Origin of the sequence: Burkholderia sp. BCC1644, from assembly GCF_902833225.1 — a bacterium.
Classification (GTDB): domain Bacteria; phylum Pseudomonadota; class Gammaproteobacteria; order Burkholderiales; family Burkholderiaceae; genus Burkholderia.
Map to the genome: position 1 here is coordinate 62,764 of NZ_CADFEI010000028.1, position 18,027 is coordinate 80,790.

The 18,027-nt window shown below is 66.2% G+C and carries 18 protein-coding genes and 1 pseudogene; 16 read left to right on the forward strand and 3 right to left on the reverse strand.

All coding sequences use genetic code 11. The features are described from left to right. The first annotated feature begins 41 nt into the window (after window positions 1-41). From HWX87_RS35130 to HWX87_RS35140, 3 genes are read left to right on the forward strand one after another with little or no spacing between them, the layout of a single operon-like run. Window positions 42-317, forward strand: a complete 276-nt coding sequence (locus HWX87_RS35130) for a metal/formaldehyde-sensitive transcriptional repressor (RefSeq protein ID WP_176051454.1) — start codon at window positions 42-44, stop codon at window positions 315-317. Between the two features lie 12 nt (window positions 318-329). Then, window positions 330-1,352 carry a CDF family Co(II)/Ni(II) efflux transporter DmeF gene (dmeF, locus tag HWX87_RS35135; protein WP_176051455.1) on the forward strand — a complete coding sequence of 341 codons (1,023 nt, stop codon included), beginning with the start codon at window positions 330-332 and terminating at the stop codon, window positions 1,350-1,352. Window positions 1,353-1,354: 2 nt separating this feature from the next. Next, complete coding sequence (locus tag HWX87_RS35140; RefSeq protein ID WP_176051456.1) at window positions 1,355-1,540, forward strand: DUF1289 domain-containing protein; 186 nt, start codon at window positions 1,355-1,357, stop codon at window positions 1,538-1,540. Window positions 1,541-1,622: 82 nt separating this feature from the next. Here the strand turns inward: HWX87_RS35140 and HWX87_RS35145 are convergent, their stop codons facing one another. Then, window positions 1,623-3,041, reverse strand: a complete 1,419-nt coding sequence (locus HWX87_RS35145; RefSeq protein ID WP_176051457.1) for a heavy metal sensor histidine kinase — start codon at window positions 3,039-3,041, stop codon at window positions 1,623-1,625. Continuing rightward, complete coding sequence (locus HWX87_RS35150; RefSeq protein ID WP_176051458.1) at window positions 3,038-3,709, reverse strand: heavy metal response regulator transcription factor; 672 nt, start codon at window positions 3,707-3,709, stop codon at window positions 3,038-3,040. The genes HWX87_RS35145 and HWX87_RS35150 overlap by 4 nt, the downstream gene beginning before the upstream one ends. Before the next feature lie 268 nt (window positions 3,710-3,977). Between HWX87_RS35150 and HWX87_RS35155 the strand changes: the two genes are divergently transcribed. The 10 genes from HWX87_RS35155 (at window position 3,978) to HWX87_RS35200 (ending at window position 14,293) form a co-directional block, all read left to right on the forward strand. Continuing rightward, window positions 3,978-4,334, forward strand: coding sequence for a hypothetical protein (locus tag HWX87_RS35155; protein WP_176051459.1), 357 nt, complete (start codon window positions 3,978-3,980; stop codon window positions 4,332-4,334). 88 nt (window positions 4,335-4,422) lie between these two features. After that, the gene (locus tag HWX87_RS35160) at window positions 4,423-4,695 is read left to right on the forward strand and encodes a hypothetical protein (protein ID WP_176051460.1); all 273 of its coding nucleotides are present in this window, start codon (window positions 4,423-4,425) and stop codon (window positions 4,693-4,695) included. Further along, on the forward strand, window positions 4,692-6,194 hold the full coding sequence (locus HWX87_RS35165; RefSeq protein WP_176051461.1) for a TolC family protein: 1,503 nt from the start codon (window positions 4,692-4,694) through the stop codon (window positions 6,192-6,194). The genes HWX87_RS35160 and HWX87_RS35165 overlap by 4 nt, the downstream gene beginning before the upstream one ends. Window position 6,195: 1 nt before the next feature. After that, window positions 6,196-7,491, forward strand: a complete 1,296-nt coding sequence (locus HWX87_RS35170) for a copper oxidase (protein WP_176051462.1) — start codon at window positions 6,196-6,198, stop codon at window positions 7,489-7,491. Window positions 7,492-7,565: 74 nt separating this feature from the next. Further along, entirely contained in the window at window positions 7,566-7,913 is a 348-nt protein-coding gene (locus HWX87_RS35175; protein ID WP_176051463.1) for a copper-binding protein, read from the forward strand. 14 nt (window positions 7,914-7,927) lie between these two features. Next, window positions 7,928-8,308 carry a copper homeostasis periplasmic binding protein CopC gene (gene copC / locus HWX87_RS35180; protein WP_176051464.1) on the forward strand — a complete coding sequence of 127 codons (381 nt, stop codon included), beginning with the start codon at window positions 7,928-7,930 and terminating at the stop codon, window positions 8,306-8,308. Further along, window positions 8,305-9,246, forward strand: a complete 942-nt coding sequence (locus HWX87_RS35185) for a CopD family protein (RefSeq protein ID WP_176051465.1) — start codon at window positions 8,305-8,307, stop codon at window positions 9,244-9,246. Before copC ends, HWX87_RS35185 begins: the two co-directional genes overlap by 4 nt. A gap of 213 nt (window positions 9,247-9,459) precedes the next feature. Further along, the gene (locus HWX87_RS35190; protein WP_176051466.1) at window positions 9,460-11,274 is read left to right on the forward strand and encodes an ExeM/NucH family extracellular endonuclease; all 1,815 of its coding nucleotides are present in this window, start codon (window positions 9,460-9,462) and stop codon (window positions 11,272-11,274) included. A gap of 698 nt (window positions 11,275-11,972) precedes the next feature. Further along, entirely contained in the window at window positions 11,973-13,820 is a 1,848-nt protein-coding gene (locus tag HWX87_RS35195) for a peptidase S10 (protein WP_176051467.1), read from the forward strand. Window positions 13,821-13,900: 80 nt separating this feature from the next. Further along, entirely contained in the window at window positions 13,901-14,293 is a 393-nt protein-coding gene (locus HWX87_RS35200; protein WP_244137820.1) for a 2-oxoglutarate dehydrogenase, read from the forward strand. 65 nt (window positions 14,294-14,358) lie between these two features. On the opposite strand, the gene HWX87_RS35205 is transcribed toward HWX87_RS35200, so the two are convergent. Next, window positions 14,359-15,366: a helix-turn-helix domain-containing protein gene (locus HWX87_RS35205; RefSeq protein WP_176051469.1), complete on the reverse strand. Its 1,008-nt coding sequence runs from the start codon at window positions 15,364-15,366 to the stop codon at window positions 14,359-14,361. A 182-nt stretch (window positions 15,367-15,548) separates the two neighbouring features. Between HWX87_RS35205 and HWX87_RS35210 the strand changes: the two genes are divergently transcribed. The 3 genes and pseudogenes from HWX87_RS35210 to glyA all read left to right on the forward strand — a co-directional run. After that, entirely contained in the window at window positions 15,549-16,796 is a 1,248-nt protein-coding gene (locus HWX87_RS35210; RefSeq protein WP_176051470.1) for a D-arabinono-1,4-lactone oxidase, read from the forward strand. 33 nt (window positions 16,797-16,829) lie between these two features. After that, a complete protein-coding gene (locus HWX87_RS35215) occupies window positions 16,830-17,609 on the forward strand; it encodes an SDR family oxidoreductase (RefSeq protein ID WP_176051471.1) in 780 nt (259 codons plus the stop codon). A 245-nt stretch (window positions 17,610-17,854) separates the two neighbouring features. Beyond that, window positions 17,855-18,027: pseudogene (glyA, locus tag HWX87_RS35220) on the forward strand (serine hydroxymethyltransferase); the annotation flags it as partial.

The following is an 18,027-nucleotide window of genomic DNA, read 5'->3' on the forward strand; positions in this document are numbered from 1 at the left end:
CGGATATATACTCCCCCTCCCTATTCAGGAGCCCGTCATCGATGAGCCATACCGTTCGTGAAAAACAGAAGCTGCTGAACCGCGTGCGTCGTATCAAGGGCCAGGTCGAGGCGATCGAGCGCGCGCTCGGGGACGAGCGCGGCTGCAACGAGGTCCTGCAATTGATCACGAGTTGCCGCGGCGCGATGAACGGGTTGCTGGCCGTCGTGCTGGAAGACCACATTCGCGAGCATCTGGTCGATGCGCACGAACCTGACGCACACGAAGGCAGCGCGACCGAGCAGCTGATCGACGTGGTGCATAGCTATTTCAAGTAATCGGGGCAGAGCATGAATACTTTCCGGGATGACGCGTTCGGCGCGGGGCATGACCATATCTTCCTCGGCGATGCGCACGAGCAGAACGAACGGAAGACGTGGATGGTCATCGGCCTGTGCTCGGCGATGATGGTGGCCGAGATCGTCGGCGGCACGCTGTTCGGATCACTCGCGCTCGTCGCCGACGGGTTGCACATGTCGACGCACGCAGGCGCGATGCTGATCGCCGCGCTGGCCTATACCTATGCGCGCAAGCATGCGGACGATCCGCGCTTCGTGTTCGGCACGGGCAAGCTGGGCGACCTGGCCGGCTTCACGAGCGCGATCGTGCTCGCGATGATCGCGATCCTGATCGGCTACGAGGCGATTGCGCGTCTGCTGGCGCCCGTTCCCATTCATTTCGGCGAAGCGATTCCGATTGCCGTGCTGGGGCTCGCGGTGAACCTCGCGAGCGTGTGGCTGCTGAGCGGCGGCCATCATCACGGGCATGGCCACGGGCACGGTCATCATCATGGGCACGACCACGGTCACGACCACGATCATGACCACGACGACGATGACCATCACGCGCATCACGATCACGGTTCGCAAACGGCAGCCCATCGCGACCACAACATCCGCTCGGCCTACGTTCACGTGATCGCCGACGCGGCCGTATCGGTGCTGGCCATCGTCGGCCTGCTGCTCGCCCGCGCTTTCGGCTGGGTCTGGATGGATCCGGTCGCGGGCATTATCGGCGCACTCGTCATCGCGAACTGGTCGTACGGGCTGATGCGCGATACGGGCGGCATCCTGCTCGACGTCAACGTCGATCGCAAGCTGGCGGCGCGCGTACGTCATGCGATCGAGGCGCTTGGCGACAAGGTCAACGATCTTCACGTGTGGCGTGTCGGCCCCGGCCACATGAGCGCGATCGTGTCGGTCGAGACCGCCGATACGGTGCGCGACGCGCGTTTCTACCATGCGCTGATCGAGGGTTTCGACGGCGTGTCGCACGTGACCGTCGAAGTGATGACGCCTGCGAAGGCGGCCTGACCGTGGCCGTGAAATCACCCTGTATCGAACTGTGCGCGTTTGACGGCCGGACGGGCTTTTGTGTCGGCTGCCTGCGCACGCGCGACGAGGCGCGTGACTGGAGGAAGATGACCGACCATCGCCGGCACCAGATACTGAACGACCGCAATCGCCGCCAGGCGAAGATCCGGCGCGAGCCGGGGGAGTGAAGGCGTCTGGCGTCGGTGGTCGTGGTGCTGAGTTTGGCGTCGCACCGGCCGTCATGCCGATGCGACCCGCGCGACAAGCGGCTTACCCTTCTGCGCCGCGCGGAAAATAAAGCGCGAACGTCGTGCGCCCGTCGCGGCTCGCGACCTCGACCTTGCCGCGATGCAGCTCCATGATCGACTTCACGATCGCGAGCCCGAGGCCCGCATTGCGCGCCGCGCCGTGCCGCGACGAATCGATGCGGTAGAAGCGCTCGAAGATCCGTTCGACCTGCTCGGGCGGAATCGCGGCGCCGCGATTCGTGACCTCGACGACCGCGTAACTTCCTTGTGCCGAAACGGCCAGCTCGATCGTCGACGCGGCTTCCGCGTGTTCGAGCGCATTCGACGCGAGGTTGCTCACCGCGCGCCGGAACAGCGTCGCGTCCGCGACGACCGGCGCTTCGCCGCGCACGTCGATGCGCACGCCGGCTTCGTCGGCCAGTGCCTGGAAATACGACGCGAGCCGGCGCAACTCGCTGCCCGCGTCGAGTTCGGCGGTTTTCAGGTGCTGACGCGCATTGTCGGTGCGCGCGAGAAACAGCATGTTCTCGATCATCCGCTGCAGCCGTTCGCATTCCTCGATGTTCGAATCGATCAGCGCTTCGTATTCCTCGGTCGTGCGCGCACGCGACAGCGTGACCTGCGACGAGCTGATCACGTTCGCGAGCGGCGTGCGCATGTCGTGCGCGAGATCGGACGAGAACTGCGACAGCCGCACGAACGCGCGTTCGAGGCGGTCGAGCATCCGGTTGACCGACGTCGCGAGCTCGCGCAGCTCGACGGGGCCGCCGCGCGCATCGAGGCGCGCGTTCAGGTTGTGCGCCTCGATGCGCGAGGTCTGCCGGCCGAGGCTCTCGACCGGGCGCAGGCCGCGCGATGCAACCGCGTAGCCGAGCGCGCCGACCAGCAGCGCGCCGACGGCCGCCGCGAGCCAGATGTCGACGCGATAGCTTTCGAGCAGCGACTGGCGATCGGTCGCCGTGCGCGCGAGCGCGACCTGGATCGCTTCGCCGGATGGCAGCGTCGTGCGTGCATACACGCAGCGCGACGTGCCGATGCCGGGCGGTGAGCAGGTGAACGGGCTGCTGCTTCCGCCTGCGTTGCCTGCCGGATGCGGTGCGGTGATGACCGATACGAGCGTGTTGCCGGCCTCGTCGGAATGTTCGACCAGTGGCCGGTTCTGCGCATCGTAGATGCCGAGATAGACGCCCGGATGCGACAGCAGCACTTCATGAAACACGGCCGGATCGGCGCGCAGCGCGGCGGTCGATCCGCTGGCGTGCGCCAGCTGCAGGAACTGGTTGAGCTTGCCGGAGATCTCGATGTCGTCGCGCCGCGTGAGCTCGGCGGACAGCGAGCGGTACAGGTACGCGCCGGTCAGCGCGAACACGAGCGCGGCGACCACCGCGAACGCGACGGTCAGGCGCCGCAGCAGCGAATACGAAGCCGGGCTCGCGATCACGAACGATCCTCGAGCACGTAGCCCATCCCGCGGATCGTGTGGATCAGCTTCTTCTCGTAGGCATTGTCGATCTTCGCGCGCAGGCGCTTGATCGCCGCATCGACGACGTTCGTGTCGCTGTCGAAATTCATGTCCCAGATCTGCGACGTGATGAACGTGCGCGTCAGCACTTCGCCTTCGCGTTCGGCGAGCAGTTGCAGCAGTGCGAATTCCTGCGCGGTCAGGTCGATGCGGGTGTCGGCGCGCCGCACACGGCGCTTGAGCAGGTCGACTTCGAGATCGGCAACGTGCAGGATGTCGCACACGTTGCGCGGCGCACGCCGCAGCAGCGAGCGGATGCGCGCGAGAAATTCGGCATACGCGAACGGCTTGAGCAGGTAGTCGTCGGCGCCGAGTTCGAGCCCGGTCACCTTGTCCTCGATCGCCTCGCGCGCCGTGAGCAGCAGCACGGGCGTCTGCTTCTGCGCGCGCAGCCGCCTGAGCACCTCGAAGCCGTCCAGCTCCGGCAGCATCACGTCGAGCACGACGAGATCGAAATCCTCGTGCAGCGCGAGGAACAGCCCGTCCTTGCCGGTTTCCGCGATGTCGACCGTGTAGCTCGCCTCCATCAGCCCCTTCCGGAGGTACGACGCCATCTTGGGTTCGTCTTCGACTATCAGTATCCGCATGGTGAGGCAGGCTGTCCGTGATTCCAGCCGGTCAGTGTAACGCCTGAGCTTAAGGCGCCGCGCGTGCGCGAAGAATGACCGCCGGATGACGGGATTGTCATGAAGCGTCCATGCGTCGCGTCACCCGCCTTTCATGACAATCCGGTCATCTTTCGACCATGTCGTCGTCACCGCGGTGGCGATAAGCTGCGGCCGTCTTGTCCCCCGGCACGCGTCGTCACGGCGCCGCGCCGGCCCAACCGGTCGTTGCCTGCCTGATTCCGCATCCATGTCGTACTGGCGCAAATTCCTCCTCGTCGTGCTGCTGGCGCTGAGCCTGCCGATCCAGTCGTTCGCGACTGATTCGATGCAGTGCGAACGCGTTGCCGTCGCGCCGATGGAAGCGCCGTCGCACGCGATGCCGGCCGCGCAGGCCGGCCATCACGATCACGACGACCACGCACGGCATGCGTCGGCATGTTCGGCGTGTGTGTCGTGCTGCCTCGGCACGGGCATGTCGGGTGCGCCCGCGGTGCCCGTCGCGGCGGACGCCGGCGTCGCGATCGCCGCGCCGCCGCTTTCGGCCGTCGTCGTGTCGTTCCTGACCGGCGGCATCGACCGGCCGCCTCGCCGGATCTCCGTCTAGTCCCTGCCCGTGGCCGACAGGCCGCGACCTGCAATCCACGCTGGCGGCCGCACGCGGTCCGCCGGACGACTCACGACGAGACATTTTCATGCGACTGATCACTGCGGCGCTGTTGAGCGCGGCGGCCTTCGTGCCGTCGCTCGCGCCTGCGCAAACCCCGTTACCCGATCCGGCGGACGCCGCCGCGTCGGTGCCGGACGTCACCGTGACGTCCGCGTTCGACGGCTACCGGCCGTATCGCGACGACGCAGGCCCGGGCTGGAAACAACTGAACCGGGACGTGATGGAGCGCCCCGCGAAGCCCGGCAACGCGACGCGCAATGGCGGAGCACATTCGATGCACGGAGGGGCCGCGCAATGACGAACCTGGCGATATCGCCGAGGATCGGCGCGGCGGCGGTCGCGCTGGCGTTCCTCGCAGGCTGTACGACGTTTTCGAAGGACGGCGGGTTCGACGCCGTGTCGTCCGCCGCATCGGAACGTATCGGCAAGGACGCGGTGATCGTCAAGACCGACGCCGACCGCGCAGCCGTCGACACGCGCACGAAGGAACTGCTTGCGAAACCGCTGTCGATGGACGACGCGGTGCAGGTCGCGCTGCTGAACAACCGCGGCCTGCAGGCGTCGTACGCCGAACTCGGGCTGTCGGAGGCCGATCTCGTCCAGGCCGGCCGGCTGCCGAACCCGCGCTTCGCGTTCAGCCGCACCCGCGCCGGCGACGGCGAGCTGACACTCGGCCGCACGTTCTCGGCGAACGTGTTCGCGCTGCTGACGATGCCGCTCGCGACGAACATCGAACGCCGCCGCTTCGAGCAGACCAAGCTCGAAACGGCCGACGCGATGCTGAAGGTGGCGGCCGACGCACGCCGCGCCTACGTGGAAGCCGTCGCCGCCGAGCAGGCCGCGAACTATGCGCAACAGGTGCGCGACGCCGCGAGCGCGGCTGCCGAACTCGCGCAGCGCATGCGGCAGGCCGGCAACTTCAGCCGCCTCGACTACGCGCGCGAACAGGCGTTTCATGCCGACGCGGTCGCGCAGCATGCGAAGGCGCGCCAGCAGGCCGTGGCCGCACGCGAGAAGCTCACGCGCGCGATGGGGCTGTGGGGCGGGCGCACGCAGTACGCGCTGCCCGAGCGCTTGCCCGACCTGCCGAAAGCGCGGCCGAACCTGCCCGATCTCGAACGCTTCGCGATGAGCAACCGCTTCGACATCCAGGCCGCGAAGCTGCAGACGCAGGGCGTCGCGTCTTCGCTCGGCCTCAGCAAGGCGACACGCTTCGTCAACGCGGTCGATCTCGGCTACGTGAACAACTACGAAACCGGCAAGGGCCACGAGCACGGCTACGAGATCAGCGTCGAGATTCCGCTGTTCGACTGGGGCGGCGCGAAGGTCGCGCGCGCCGAGGCCATCTACATGCAGTCGGCGAACCGGCTCGCGAAGACGGCGATCGACGCACGCTCCGAAGTGCGCGAATCGTACGCGGCGTACGTGACGAGCTACGACGTCGCGACGCACTACCGCGACGAAGTCGTGCCGCTGCGCAAGACGATCTCGGACGAACTGCTGCTGCGCTACAACGGGATGCTCGCGAGCGTGTTCGAACTGCTGAGCGATGCGCGCGAACAGGTCGGTGCAGTGAACGGCTACATCGACGCGCTGAAGGACTACTGGCTCGCCGAGACCGATCTGCAGATGGCCGTCGGCGGCCGGTTGCCGTCGTCGGGTGCTGCGCCGCGCGCGACGCATTCCGCCGAACCGGAACCCGAATCCACTCCCAACGCCGACGCTGCCCCGCAGCCGGCTTCCACCCCCGCGGCGCAACCGGCGCCCGCGACGCAAACGCATCCGGAAGGTCATTGACATGGTGTCCCGTCGACAATTTCTCAGCGGCTCGGGCGCCGCGCTGCTCGGTGCGGCGATGGTCAGCAAGGCCGGCGCCGCCTCGCTGCCCGAAGCGCCCACGATGGCGAAAACCGGCACGCAGCCGCCGCTCGCGCCGCCGAACGGCCGCCCGTACACGCCCGTCGCGACGCTGAACGGCTGGTCGCTGCCGTGGCGGATGAAGAACGGCTGGAAGGAATTCCACCTGACGGCCGAGCCCGTCGTGCGCGAGATGGCGCCCGGCATGAACGCGAACCTGTGGGGCTACAACGGCCAGTCGCCGGGCCCGACGATCGAGGCCGTCGAGGGCGACAAGGTCCGCATCTTCGTGACCAACCGGCTGCCCGAACACACGACGATCCACTGGCACGGGCTGCGGCTGCCGAACGGGATGGACGGCGTCGGCGGTCTCACGCAGCCGCACATCCCGCCCGGCAAGACCTTCGTCTACGAGTTCCAGCTCGAATCGCACGGCACGTTCATGTATCACCCGCACGCCGACGAGATGGTGCAGATGGCGATGGGCATGATGGGCATGTTCATCGTGCACCCGAAGGATCGCGGCACGATGCCGGTCGACCGCGATTTCGTGTTCCTGCTCGCCGCGTACGACATCGATCCGGGCAGCTACACGCCGCGCGTGAACGAGATGACCGACTTCAACATGTGGACGTTCAATTCCCGCGTGTTCCCGGGCATCGATCCGCTGCCGGTGCGTGCCGGCGACCGCGTGCGGATTCGTTTCGGCAACCTGACGATGACCAACCATCCGATCCACCTGCACGGCTACAGCTTCGAAGTCGCGGGCACCGACGGCGGCTGGATTCCGCCGGCGGCGCGCTGGCCGGAAGTGACGGCCGATGTCGCGGTGGGGCAGATGCGCGCGATCGAGTTCACCGCCGATCGTCCGGGCGACTGGGCGTTTCATTGCCACAAGTCGCACCACACGATGAATGCGATGGGCCACCAGGTGCCGAACCTGATCGGCGTGCCGCAGAAGGATCTCGCGAAAAAGATCGGCAAGCTCGTGCCCGACTACATGGCGATGGGCAGCACGGGCGGCGCGATGGGCGGCATGGAAATGCCGTTGCCCGACAACACGCTGCCGATGATGACGGGCACGGGCCCGTTCGGGCCGCTGGAGATGGGCGGCATGTTCACGGTCTGCAAGGTGCGGCAGGGGCTTGGCCGCAACGACTATCGCGATCCGGGCTGGTTCCGGCATCCGAAGGGCACCGTCGCGTACGAATACACCGGCGAATTGCCGGACGGTTGAGGCCGAGCAGCAGCACGCGGCGGCCGCGCCGATGCGGCCGCCGGTTTCATTTCACTCACACGGGAGTCGACACGATGAAGAAGGGACTGGTTTTGATGGCAACGGGTTGCGCGCTGGCGTTTTCCGCCGCGACGTACGCGGCCGGCGACATGGCCGGCATGGACATGGGCGGCGGCGCGAAGCAGGGCGCCGACGCGGCGCAGCGCATGTCGCACGGTGAAATCCGCAAGGTCGATACGGCCGCCGGCAAGCTGACGATCAAGCACGGCCCGCTGGAGAACCTCGGGATGGAGGCGATGACGATGGTGTTCAAGGTGAAGGACCCGGCGATGCTGTCGCAGGTCAGGACCGGCGACAAGATCGACTTCGTCGCGGAAGAAGTGAACGGCGCGCTGACCGTCGTCGAACTGAAGAAGCCGTGACGCGGAGCGTGAACATGACGATTACGACGCTCAAGCGGCTGGCCGGCTTCGCCGCGGCCGGCGCGATCCTCGCGGCGGCGCCGGTCGCGGCCTCCGCGCACGGCAAGCTGGAAAGCGCCGCACCGGCGACGGGCAGCACGCTCGACGTGGCGCCCGACACGGTGCGGCTCACGTTCAACGAAGACCTCGAACCGGCATTCAGCTCGGTGAAGGTGTCGGATGCGAACGGCAACGCCGTCACGCAGGACAAGGCGAAGGTCGATGCGTCGAACCCGCGCGTGATGACGGTCGCGATGCCGAAGCTCGCGCCCGGCGCATACACGGTGCAATGGGCGGCGATGACGGCCGACGCCCATCGCACGAAGGGCACCTATACGTTTCGGGTGAAGGGATGAACGACGGCATCGTCGGCCTGCTGCGGCTCGTGGCGGTGGCGATCCAGAACGCCGGGTTCGCCGTCGTCGTCGGTGCGTTGCTCGGCAGCCACTGGCTCGCGCGCGGCGCGTCGGCATGGCGGCACGGCGTCTTGCAGCGGCTCGTGGCGACACTGCGCATCGCGTCCGTCGTGTCGCTGCTCGCGAGCATCACCGCGTTCTGGGCGCACTGCGCGCTGATGAGCGAAGTGTCGTTGCTCGACGCGGGGCCGGCCGTCTGCGCGATGCTCGCGGGCACGGGGTTCGGTCATGCATGGCTGGCCGGCGCCGTATTCATGCTCGTCGTCGTGCTGCTGTCGTTCGTCAGGCGTGCGCACGCTACGCGCTTTCCGTTCGCGATCTGGGCCGCGCTCGCCTGTGTCGCGCTCGCGCGCAGCAACGGCGGGCATCCGGTGGACGCCGGGCTGTTCAGCTTGCCGGTGTGGGTCGACTGGCTGCATCTGCTGGCGATCAGCGCGTGGGTCGGGCTCGTGCTCGTGACGGCGTTCGGCGTGATGCCGCGGCTCACCGGCATGCCCGCGAGCGAACGCGCGACGGGCGCGTCGTTCGTGCAGTCGCTGTCCGATGCATCGACGTATGCGCTGGTCGTGCTGTTCGCGACCGGCGCGTACAACGGCTGGCGCGGCGTCGATACGCCCATGAACCTGCTCGCGTCGGCGTACGGACAGATCCTGCTGCTGAAGCTCGCGCTGGTGCTGATCGCGGCGGCGCTCGGCGGGCATAACCGCTTCTTCGGGATGCCGAAGCTGTTGGCCGCGCTGCAGGATCCGGCTGCCGCGATGCCGGCTGTTTCACTGAAACGGTTCGGCACAGTGTTGCGGGTCGAGGCGGTCGTGCTCGGCGGCGTGCTGATGGTGGCGGCCGTGCTCGTGTCGAGCGCGTTGCCGGGGACGGTGTAGCGCGACGCCTCGGCGCTGAAGGCACGCGGGGCAATCGTCACGGGCACGGCGGCTTCTTGTCAGACGATTGCCCCGCTTTTTCAGGCATGAACGCGCGCTTGATGGCGATCGCAGCGCGATAACGACAATTACATCAGCCTGTCTTTCGATTACCAAAAACTGTCATTGAGCGCCGCTAAGCTTTCGCCACCCTCACAACCGGGATTCCCCGTCATGCGCTCGACAATCCGCCTCATCACCCCGCTATTGCTGCTCCCGACGCTCGCCGCGCCGGTTTTCGCCGCCACCGCCGCGCCCGTCAGCCCGAACTGCGGCGGCAGCACGACGCCCATCGCCGATATCCAGGGGCCGGGCGCGCCGTCGCCGCTCGCCGGGCAGAACGTGTCGATCGAAGCCGTCGTCACCGCCGATTTCGGCGGCACGGACGGCTTCGGCGGTTTCTTCGTCCAGCAGGCCGACGCGCAGCGCCGCAACCAGCCGGGCGTGTCCGAAGGCCTGTTCGTCTATGCGCCGAAAGTGCGCGCGAAAGCGGGCGACCTCGTGCACGTGACGGGCAAGGTCGAGGAGAAGTACGGGCAGACGCAGCTCACGCAGTCGGGTGCGATCGCGGTGTGCGCGAACGGCCAGACCGTCACGCCCGCGACGCTCACGCTGCCGGTCGACAGCCCGAACGCGTTCGCCGCGTATGAAGGGATGCTGGTGCGCCTGCCGCAGACGCTGAACGTCACCGACAACTACGAGCTTGGCCGCTACGGCAGCGTGATGCTCAGCAACGGCCGCCTGCGCACGCCGACGAGCGTCGTGCCGCCCGCGCAGGCGCAGACGCAGATCGATGCGAACGCGCGCAACCGCCTCGTCCTCGACGACGGCTCGAACAAGCAGAACCCCGCGACCGTGCCGTACCCGGCGCCGGGCCTGTCGGCCGCGAACACGCTGCGTGCGGGCTACACCGTGCGCGACGTCGAGGGCGTGCTCGAAGTGCGTTACGGCGCATGGCGCGTGCAGCCGCTGCCGGGCGCGGCCGTGCCGGCATTCGAAGCGCGCACGAACCCGCGCACCAACGCACCCGCGCGCGATCCGAAGTCGAACCTGCGCGTCGCGTCGTTCAACGTGCTGAACTACTTCAACGGCAACGGGCTTGGCGGCGGCTTCGACGATCCGAACAACCGCGGCGCGAAGACCTTCCAGGAATTCCAGCGTCAGGAAGCGAAGATCGTCAGCGCGCTGAAGGCGATCGATGCCGACGTGATCGGCCTGATGGAAATCCAGAACAACGGCTACGGCGAACTGAGCGCGGTGCGCCAGCTCGCGGCGAAACTCGGCAACAACTGGCGCGTCGTCGATCCGGGCGTGTCGCGCCTCGGCGGCGATGCGATCACCGTCGCGATGATCTACGACAGCCGCAAGGTCGAACCGGTCGGCCGCGCGGCGACGCTCGCGATCGACGACAAGAACCGCCAGCCGCTCGCGCAATCGTTCCGGCTGATCAACGGCAACAAGCAGGCGCTGACGGTGGCCGTGAACCACCTGAAGTCGAAGAACTGCCCGGACGCCGCGAACGACGATCTCGACCAGGGCGACGGCCAGGGCTGCTGGAACCCGACGCGCACGCGCGCGGCGGCGAAGGTCGCCGACTGGCTGGCCGGCAACCCGACGGGTGTCGCGGGCCAGGGCGTGCTGCTGATCGGCGACTTCAACAGCTACACGTATGAAGACCCGATCCGCACGCTCGAAGCGCGCGGCTACCGCAACCTCGTCGCACGCTGGATCGGCGCGAATGCGTACAGCTACGTGTACAACGGCGAAGCCGGCTATCTCGATCACGCGCTCGCGACGCTGCCGCTCGCCTCGCACGTGAAGGCCGTGCACGAATGGCACATCAACGCGGACGAGCCGCTCGCGCTGCAGTACACGCTCGCGTACAAGTCGGCCGAGCAGCAGAAGACGTTCTACGCGCCGGATGCATATCGTTCGTCGGATCACGATCCGGTACTGATCGATATCGCGCTGCCGGGCGGCGGGAAGTAATCGCCGACTGAAGTGCCGTCACGGACGACGTGTGGCGATGCCGCACGTCGTCATTCGCCCGGAAATGCCGGCCGGATATCGGGTAAATAATTCCGCAAAATCCGCTTCGAATTAACGAAATCGGTATTTTGCGGATGATGCGGTGCACGGCGGCATGGCGATTAAGGAAAGGTTGAAGCTAATCGAATCCTGGCGTGATGAGTGAGTGTCGCCGCGCAGTATTAATCGATCACGTATAATAAAAATGAAAGAAAAATCCTGTCGATTTGAAGGATTTGTCGTCGCGGCGTCAATGCAGGCAAGGCTTCGGTGTTATGAGAAAAAAGTAAAATATTTCGCGCAGCATTGCCGATAAAGAGCGCCTTCTGCGAATAATCCCGTTTTCTTTCAAATGCCAGACACTGGCGGCCCTTCGCATCATTACGGGATTTTTAATATCGGAATGATCTTTGACAACGCGGCGCAGCACCGCCTATTTTGTCGATGTCGTAAATTTTGGTAATCAGAAAAGAAGTCCAAACTGCAGGGGGCGGTTCAAGCACGATTCTCGCCAGCAGTTTGCTGCGTCTGTATCACGTTCAGTCTCTTGAAGCAGTCCGATCCCAACCGCTTTTGCGCGAGTGGCGGGTGTTGCTGCGCGTCTCGCCAGTGAAGGCGGCCTTTGTGAAGTGGTATCCGAACCAGGCACAAGGAACGAGATGAAACCAGACAGGAGCTGTACCGGCAGCCACCGCGCCCGTCGCGGCAGGATGGCCGGGCTAGGCGCATTGACCGCCATGACGCTGGCGCTCGCGGCGTGCGGCGGCGACGATTCGTCGTCCGTCGGCGCGTCGAGCCTCGCGCAGGCCACGGCCAGCCAGCAGGCCAGTGCGCAAGCGGCCGGCAGCCAGACGCCGGCGGCCAACCAGCCTTACGTCGACCAGGTCGCGTACTCGATGAATGCGACCGACGGCCTCGCCGCGTCGCAGGTGTCCGAGAAAGCGGCCGTCATGCATTACCAGTGGAAGGGCGGCGGCACGACGGTCAACTACACGACGACGACCGGCCACCTGACCGCGCAGGACGCAAACGGCAACGCGGAAGCGTCGATGTCGTATGTCGCGTACACCGCGCCGAGCAAGAACGGCAAGCCGCGCCCCGTCACGTTCGTCTATAACGGCGGCCCCGGCTCGTCGTCGATCTGGCTGCGGCTCGGCTCGTTCGCGCCGACGCGGGTGGCCACGCCCGATCCGGGGTTCGGCAGCAACTGGCCGAACTATCCGATCGTCGACAACGCGGAGAGCCTGATCGACACCACCGACCTTGTGTTCATCGACCCGCCCGGAACGGGGCTGTCGGAAGCCGTGTTGCCGAACACCAACCAGAAGTACTGGGGTTCCGATGCGGACGTGAACATCATGCGCGACTTCATCCAGCGCTACCTGAACGTCAACAGCCGCAGCACGTCGCCGATCTACCTGTACGGCGAATCGTACGGCACGCCGCGTACCGACATGCTGGCGCTCGCGCTCGAATCGGCCGGCGTGCACCTGACGGGCATCGTGTTGCAGTCGGCGATCCTGAACTACTTCGCGGATGCGGTGGAAGCGGTGGCGATCACGCAGTCGACGGAAGGGCTGCTGCTCGAAACCGATACGGTGGCCGGCTATCTGCCCGGCTATGCGGCGGTCGCGGCGTACTTCAACCAGGTGTCGCCGGCGCCGGTGAACCAGGGGCTTTACGCACTGCAGACGGAACTGTTCACGACGCTGATCTACAACCAGCTGCAGAAGTATTCGCAGTCGTGGGTGTTGAGCCAGCTCGGCATTCCGGATGCGCTCGGCACGCCGGTGTTCCCGAGCGATGCGACGCTCAAGCTGTGGGGGATACCGTCGGGCCTGACGCTGCAGGCGCTGCAGGGCTACTTCAACGCGAACCCGTTCGGCACGAGCCTGCTGCCTGGGACGACGATCGGCCGGTATGACGGGCGCGTGTCGTTGCCGAACTCCGATCCGCGGCTGCAGAACGACGGCGATCCGTCCGACATCCTGATCTCGCAGCCGTTCACGAACGCGCTCGCGACGCAGATGCCGGACTACCTCGGCTACACCGCACCGAACGCGACGTACCTGCCGCTGAACGACAACATCATCGGCGTCTGGGACTTCTCGCACGACGGCCAGCCGATGCCCGACACGATCCCCGATCTGCTCGGTGCGCTGCAGCTCAACCCGAAGCTTCGCGTGCTCGCGGAGAATGGCTATCACGATCTCGCGACGCCGTTCTTCAACACCGAGAAGCAACTCGCGCGGCTGCAGACGGTGAAGGGCCTGAATCCGAAGCTGCAGGTGAACTTCTTCCAGGGCGGCCACATGATCTACCTGGACGACGTCGCCCGCCCGCAGATGAAGCGGGACCTGAAGACGTTCTACAAGGGCGCGCGGATTCCGACGGCACTGACGCTGCACACGCTGCCGCCGCCGTGGCCGGATGAAAACCCGCCCAGCGTACCGACCGGCAGCGTCCCGGGCGCGACGGCCGCGACGACGCTGGCGGCGGCTCCTTGAGCGGGACTCCTTGTCAAAGGAACCCTCTGTTCATCCATTGAATGCGAGTGATCATGTCCCTAATCAAATTGATGCGGCGTATGTTTCCGTTGATCGTCCTCGGTGCCGTGACGAGCAGTGCCTACGCGTTGCCGCCGCAAGCGGTGGCGCCGGTGAAGCTGCCGCACGGCGGGCGCGGTGTCGACGGTCCGTTCTTTCCTGCCACGCGCGCGGCGCCGGTGTTGCCGTCGACCGGCTCGGTGCTGCAGCAGCAGGCGCAGCAGCGTGTCGACGCACGGCTCGGCGGCAATACCGTGCTGAGCAACGGCGCGGCCGTGACGAAGGCGCAGGCGCAGAGCAGCGGGCTCGGTTTCGTGTCGAAGCACTTCGACGAGATCGATGCGAAGCACACCGGCCGCGTGACGATGAGCGATGTGCGGCAGTTCATCCAGCAGCGGCAGGTGCAGGCGCAGCAGGAACAGCAGGACGAGTGACGTAGCAGGCAGCACGGCGGCCGGTGCGATCATCGTCGCACCGGCCGCCGGATCGTGAAGGATGCCTAGATAGCCCGGTGCGCGGCGTAGCGTTTCGCCGTGGCCGACGGCAGTTCGCCGAACATCGCGCGATAGTCCTGCGCGAAGCTGCTCAGGTGCCAGAAGCCCCACTTGGTGGCGGCGGACGTGACGGAATCGCCGAGCCGCAGCTCGCGGCGCACGTGATTCAGGCGCACGGCCCGCAGATAGGCAATCGGGTTCAGGTTCAGCGTGTCGTGGAACGCGTACTGCGCGGTACGCCGGCTGATGCCGAGCGCTACGCACAGTTCGGCGATCGACAGCGGGCAGGTCGATGCGTCCTGGAGCCGTTCCTGCACCGCGTTGACCAGCGCCCAGTACTTCGTCGGGCGCGCGGCCTGCACGCCGGCCTCGGGCGCGGCGGCCGTCATCACTTCCGAGATCGCGTACAGCACGGTGCGCTCCAGCAGTTCGATCCGGTCCTGGGTCGCCACGTCGTCGATGCGCGGGCTTCTGGCCGCGGCGGCCAGCGTCTGGCGCAGCAGGTCGCGCAGATGGTCGGCCACATAGGTCGCCATCGGAATCACCGGTGAATGGGGTTGCGCGCGCAGCGACGCGGCCACCGTGCGCATCGCCTCCGTCGACAGCTTCTCGGGCTCGATCTCGACATTCACGAGCACGTGCCGGTCGGGCGAATAGAACTCGAATTGCGGCTGGCTCGAGAACACGTGCAGGCTGTCGCGCCCGCTTTTCTCGCCGCACAGGCGCGCATGGCCTTCCAGTTCCAGCGGCACGGCCACGGCGATCCGCTCGGACGGCACCGCACCTTGTTGCAGGATGATCTTGTCGAGATCCTCGACCAGCAGCTTGATGCCGCCCAGCGACACGATCGACGACGAGCCGTGAAACAGCCCGCCCGAGATCTGCGTGTAGTTCATGTTCCAGCCGTCGAACGATCGCGCCTGTTCTTCCACGTCGGTGAACGCGCAGAACGCGACCGTGCGCGCGAACAGCGGGTCGCGGGAGAAATCGCTCGGATGGGCAGGTGGCGTCATCGGGGGCGGGAAGGCGCGGGAAGGGGGCGGACCGGACCGATCGATTGTAGCCGCTCGCCCGGCCGGTCAAAAAGGCCGCAACCGGCACATGCTCGTCAAAAACCCTAACTTGCCGAAATCCGATAGTGAAAAGCCTGCCGACGCCCTACCTTTGGCACGACACCAATACTGGAGCGACGTCGATGGAACTTCCCCGTGGCGGATTCTGGAGAAACTGGGTCGGCAACCAGTCGTGCGTGGCCGCGCATCTGGCCGCGCCGACCAGCGAGGCCGAGATCGCGGAGCTGGTGCGCACCGCGACGCACCAGGGCAAGCATGTCCGCTGCTCGGGATCGGGGCACTCGTTCACGCCCGTCGTCGCGACGAGCGGGCTGCTGCTGTCGCTGCAGGATTACCAGGGCATCGTCGACGTCGATCAGGGCCGCAAGCGCGTGACGGTGAAGGCCGGCACCAAGCTGAATGCGGTGACGCGCCACCTGAAGGAGGTCGGCCTGTCGCTCGTCAACCAGGGCGACATCGATTCGCAGGCGATCGCCGGCGCGCTCGCCACCGGCACGCACGGCACGGGGACGACGCTGGGCAACCTGTCGTCGCAGGTCGTCGGGATGCGCATCGTGCGCCCGGACGGTTCGATCCTGGACGTGAGCGACCGGAAGGATCCCGACCTGCTGCACGCGACGCAGGTAAATATCGGCATGTTCGGCGTGGTGTCGGAGCTGACGCTGCAGGTGACCGATGCGTTCTGGCTGCACGACCGCGTGTGGCGCGAGGACTTCGACGCGTTGATGGAGCAGTACGACGAGCTGGCGGCGAAGCACCGGCATTTCGGCTTCTTCTGGTGCCCGACCTCCGCAAGCCGCGACCTGTACTGCCTGCCCGACACCACGAAGGTGTCGAACTCGAAGAAGGACTACGACGTGTGCGAGATCAAGGTGATGGATGTCACCGACGAACGCACGTTCCACGAAGGCGAGCACGAGAAGATCGCCTACAGCTCCGAGGTGTACGCGATCCACTACGTGCCGAACTTCCACGAGCTCGAATACGCGGTGCCCGCGCAACACGGCAAGGAAGCGCTGCGCCGCGTGCGCGAGCTCGTTCTCACGAAACACCGCGACTGCATCTTCCCGGTCGAATACCGTTTCACCAAGGGCGATCCGGCGTGGATCAGCCCGTTCCATCAACAGGACAGCGTCACGATTTCATGCTCGGGCGGCCCGAACGGCGTCGACTACTGGCCGTTCCTGAAGGACGTCGACGACATCCTTCGCGACTACGCGTCACGCCCGCACTGGGGCAAATTGCATTTCACGAACCGCGACGACGTCGATCGCTGGTTCCCCAAGGCCGAAGCGTTCCGGGCGCTGCGCCGCAGCGTGGATCCCGAAGGCTACTTCCTCAACGATCACCTGCGGACCCTGTTCAGCTAAGCAGACCGAATGAACCAGACTGGAGAACCACACATGAATGTCAAGATTGACGGCCGCCTGGCCGGCAAGGTCGCCATCGTCAGCGGCGGCGCCGGCGGATGCGGCGGTGCGGCGTCCGAACTGTTCGCCGCGCAGGGCGCGAAGGTGGCGATCGTCGACCGCGACGGCGACGCGGCCGAAACGCTCGCCGCGCGGCTGCGCGACGCCGGCCTGCAGGCGATCGGCCTCGGCGCGGACGTGTCGAAGCAGGCGGAGGTCCGGAACGCGGTCGATGCGGCGCGCAAGCAGTACGGCAATGCGGACATCCTCTTCAATCACGCGGGCACGCTGATCGTCAAACCGTTCCTCGACATCGAGGAGTCGGAATGGGACTGGCTGATGGGCGTGAACGTCAAGAGCATGTTCCTGATGACGCAAGCCGTGCTGCCGCAAATGCTGGAGAAAGGGCGCGGCAGCATCGTCTGCACGTCGTCGATTTCGGCCGTCTGCGCGACGCCGGGCGAAGTGCTGTACGACGCGACCAAGGGCGCGTGCCACATGTTCGCGCGGGCCATTGCCGTCGAGTATCGCGATCGCGGGATTCGTTGCAACGCGCTGGCGCCCGGGTTCATCCGCACGCCGCACGGGATGCGCGAACTGAAGGACCTGCAGGCGATGGGCGTCGATGCGACCGAAGCGGCGATCGCGGTTCAGCAGGGCCGGTTGTGCGAGCCGTCGGAAGTCGCGGCGGCCGCGCTGTTCCTCGCGTCCGACGAGTCGAGTTTCGTCAACGGCACCCACCTGTTCGTCGACAACTGCTTTTCGGCGGTCTGATTACGGATGTTCGCAGGAAGCCGGCGGCAGGCGTCCTGCCTGCAGCATGCTCGGCACGATTCGTCGAAGGTTCCGCAGCGATGCGGACCTTCGATTTTTTTTGTCTGCCCGTCGCGCGGCGTGTTCTGGCGGAATGTCGCAATCCTTCTATCTGAACGGTTGCGCGTCTGCTGGAATGCGAAGGCCGAATCACCCCGTAGCCGGCATCCCGCGGTCAGCCATTCATTCTCTTTGGGTCAATCAGCATGTTCAATCGCACCACCAGCACCGTTGCCAACGTCGATCCGGAACTTTTTGCCGCGATCGAGCAGGAAAACCGCCGCCAGGAAGATCACATCGAGCTGATCGCGTCGGAAAACTACACGAGCCCGGCCGTGATGGCCGCACAGGGCTCGCAGCTCACGAACAAGTACGCGGA

What these genes read in the sequence shown, in the direction of transcription:
- HWX87_RS35130 (WP_176051454.1), top strand. Translation starts at nt 42, where the DNA reads ATGAGCCATACCGTTCGTGAAAAACAGAAGCTGCTGAACCGCGTGCGT.
- dmeF (WP_176051455.1), top strand. Translation starts at nt 330, where the DNA reads ATGAATACTTTCCGGGATGACGCGTTCGGCGCGGGGCATGACCATATC.
- HWX87_RS35150 (WP_176051458.1), bottom strand. Translation starts at nt 3,709, where the DNA reads ATGCGGATACTGATAGTCGAAGACGAACCCAAGATGGCGTCGTACCTC.
- HWX87_RS35155 (WP_176051459.1), top strand. Translation starts at nt 3,978, where the DNA reads ATGTCGTACTGGCGCAAATTCCTCCTCGTCGTGCTGCTGGCGCTGAGC.
- HWX87_RS35160 (WP_176051460.1), top strand. Translation starts at nt 4,423, where the DNA reads ATGCGACTGATCACTGCGGCGCTGTTGAGCGCGGCGGCCTTCGTGCCG.
- HWX87_RS35165 (WP_176051461.1), top strand. Translation starts at nt 4,692, where the DNA reads ATGACGAACCTGGCGATATCGCCGAGGATCGGCGCGGCGGCGGTCGCG.
- HWX87_RS35170 (WP_176051462.1), top strand. Translation starts at nt 6,196, where the DNA reads ATGGTGTCCCGTCGACAATTTCTCAGCGGCTCGGGCGCCGCGCTGCTC.
- HWX87_RS35175 (WP_176051463.1), top strand. Translation starts at nt 7,566, where the DNA reads ATGAAGAAGGGACTGGTTTTGATGGCAACGGGTTGCGCGCTGGCGTTT.
- copC (WP_176051464.1), top strand. Translation starts at nt 7,928, where the DNA reads ATGACGATTACGACGCTCAAGCGGCTGGCCGGCTTCGCCGCGGCCGGC.
- HWX87_RS35185 (WP_176051465.1), top strand. Translation starts at nt 8,305, where the DNA reads ATGAACGACGGCATCGTCGGCCTGCTGCGGCTCGTGGCGGTGGCGATC.
- HWX87_RS35190 (WP_176051466.1), top strand. Translation starts at nt 9,460, where the DNA reads ATGCGCTCGACAATCCGCCTCATCACCCCGCTATTGCTGCTCCCGACG.
- HWX87_RS35195 (WP_176051467.1), top strand. Translation starts at nt 11,973, where the DNA reads ATGAAACCAGACAGGAGCTGTACCGGCAGCCACCGCGCCCGTCGCGGC.
- HWX87_RS35200 (WP_244137820.1), top strand. Translation starts at nt 13,901, where the DNA reads ATGTTTCCGTTGATCGTCCTCGGTGCCGTGACGAGCAGTGCCTACGCG.
- HWX87_RS35205 (WP_176051469.1), bottom strand. Translation starts at nt 15,366, where the DNA reads ATGACGCCACCTGCCCATCCGAGCGATTTCTCCCGCGACCCGCTGTTC.
- HWX87_RS35210 (WP_176051470.1), top strand. Translation starts at nt 15,549, where the DNA reads ATGGAACTTCCCCGTGGCGGATTCTGGAGAAACTGGGTCGGCAACCAG.
- HWX87_RS35215 (WP_176051471.1), top strand. Translation starts at nt 16,830, where the DNA reads ATGAATGTCAAGATTGACGGCCGCCTGGCCGGCAAGGTCGCCATCGTC.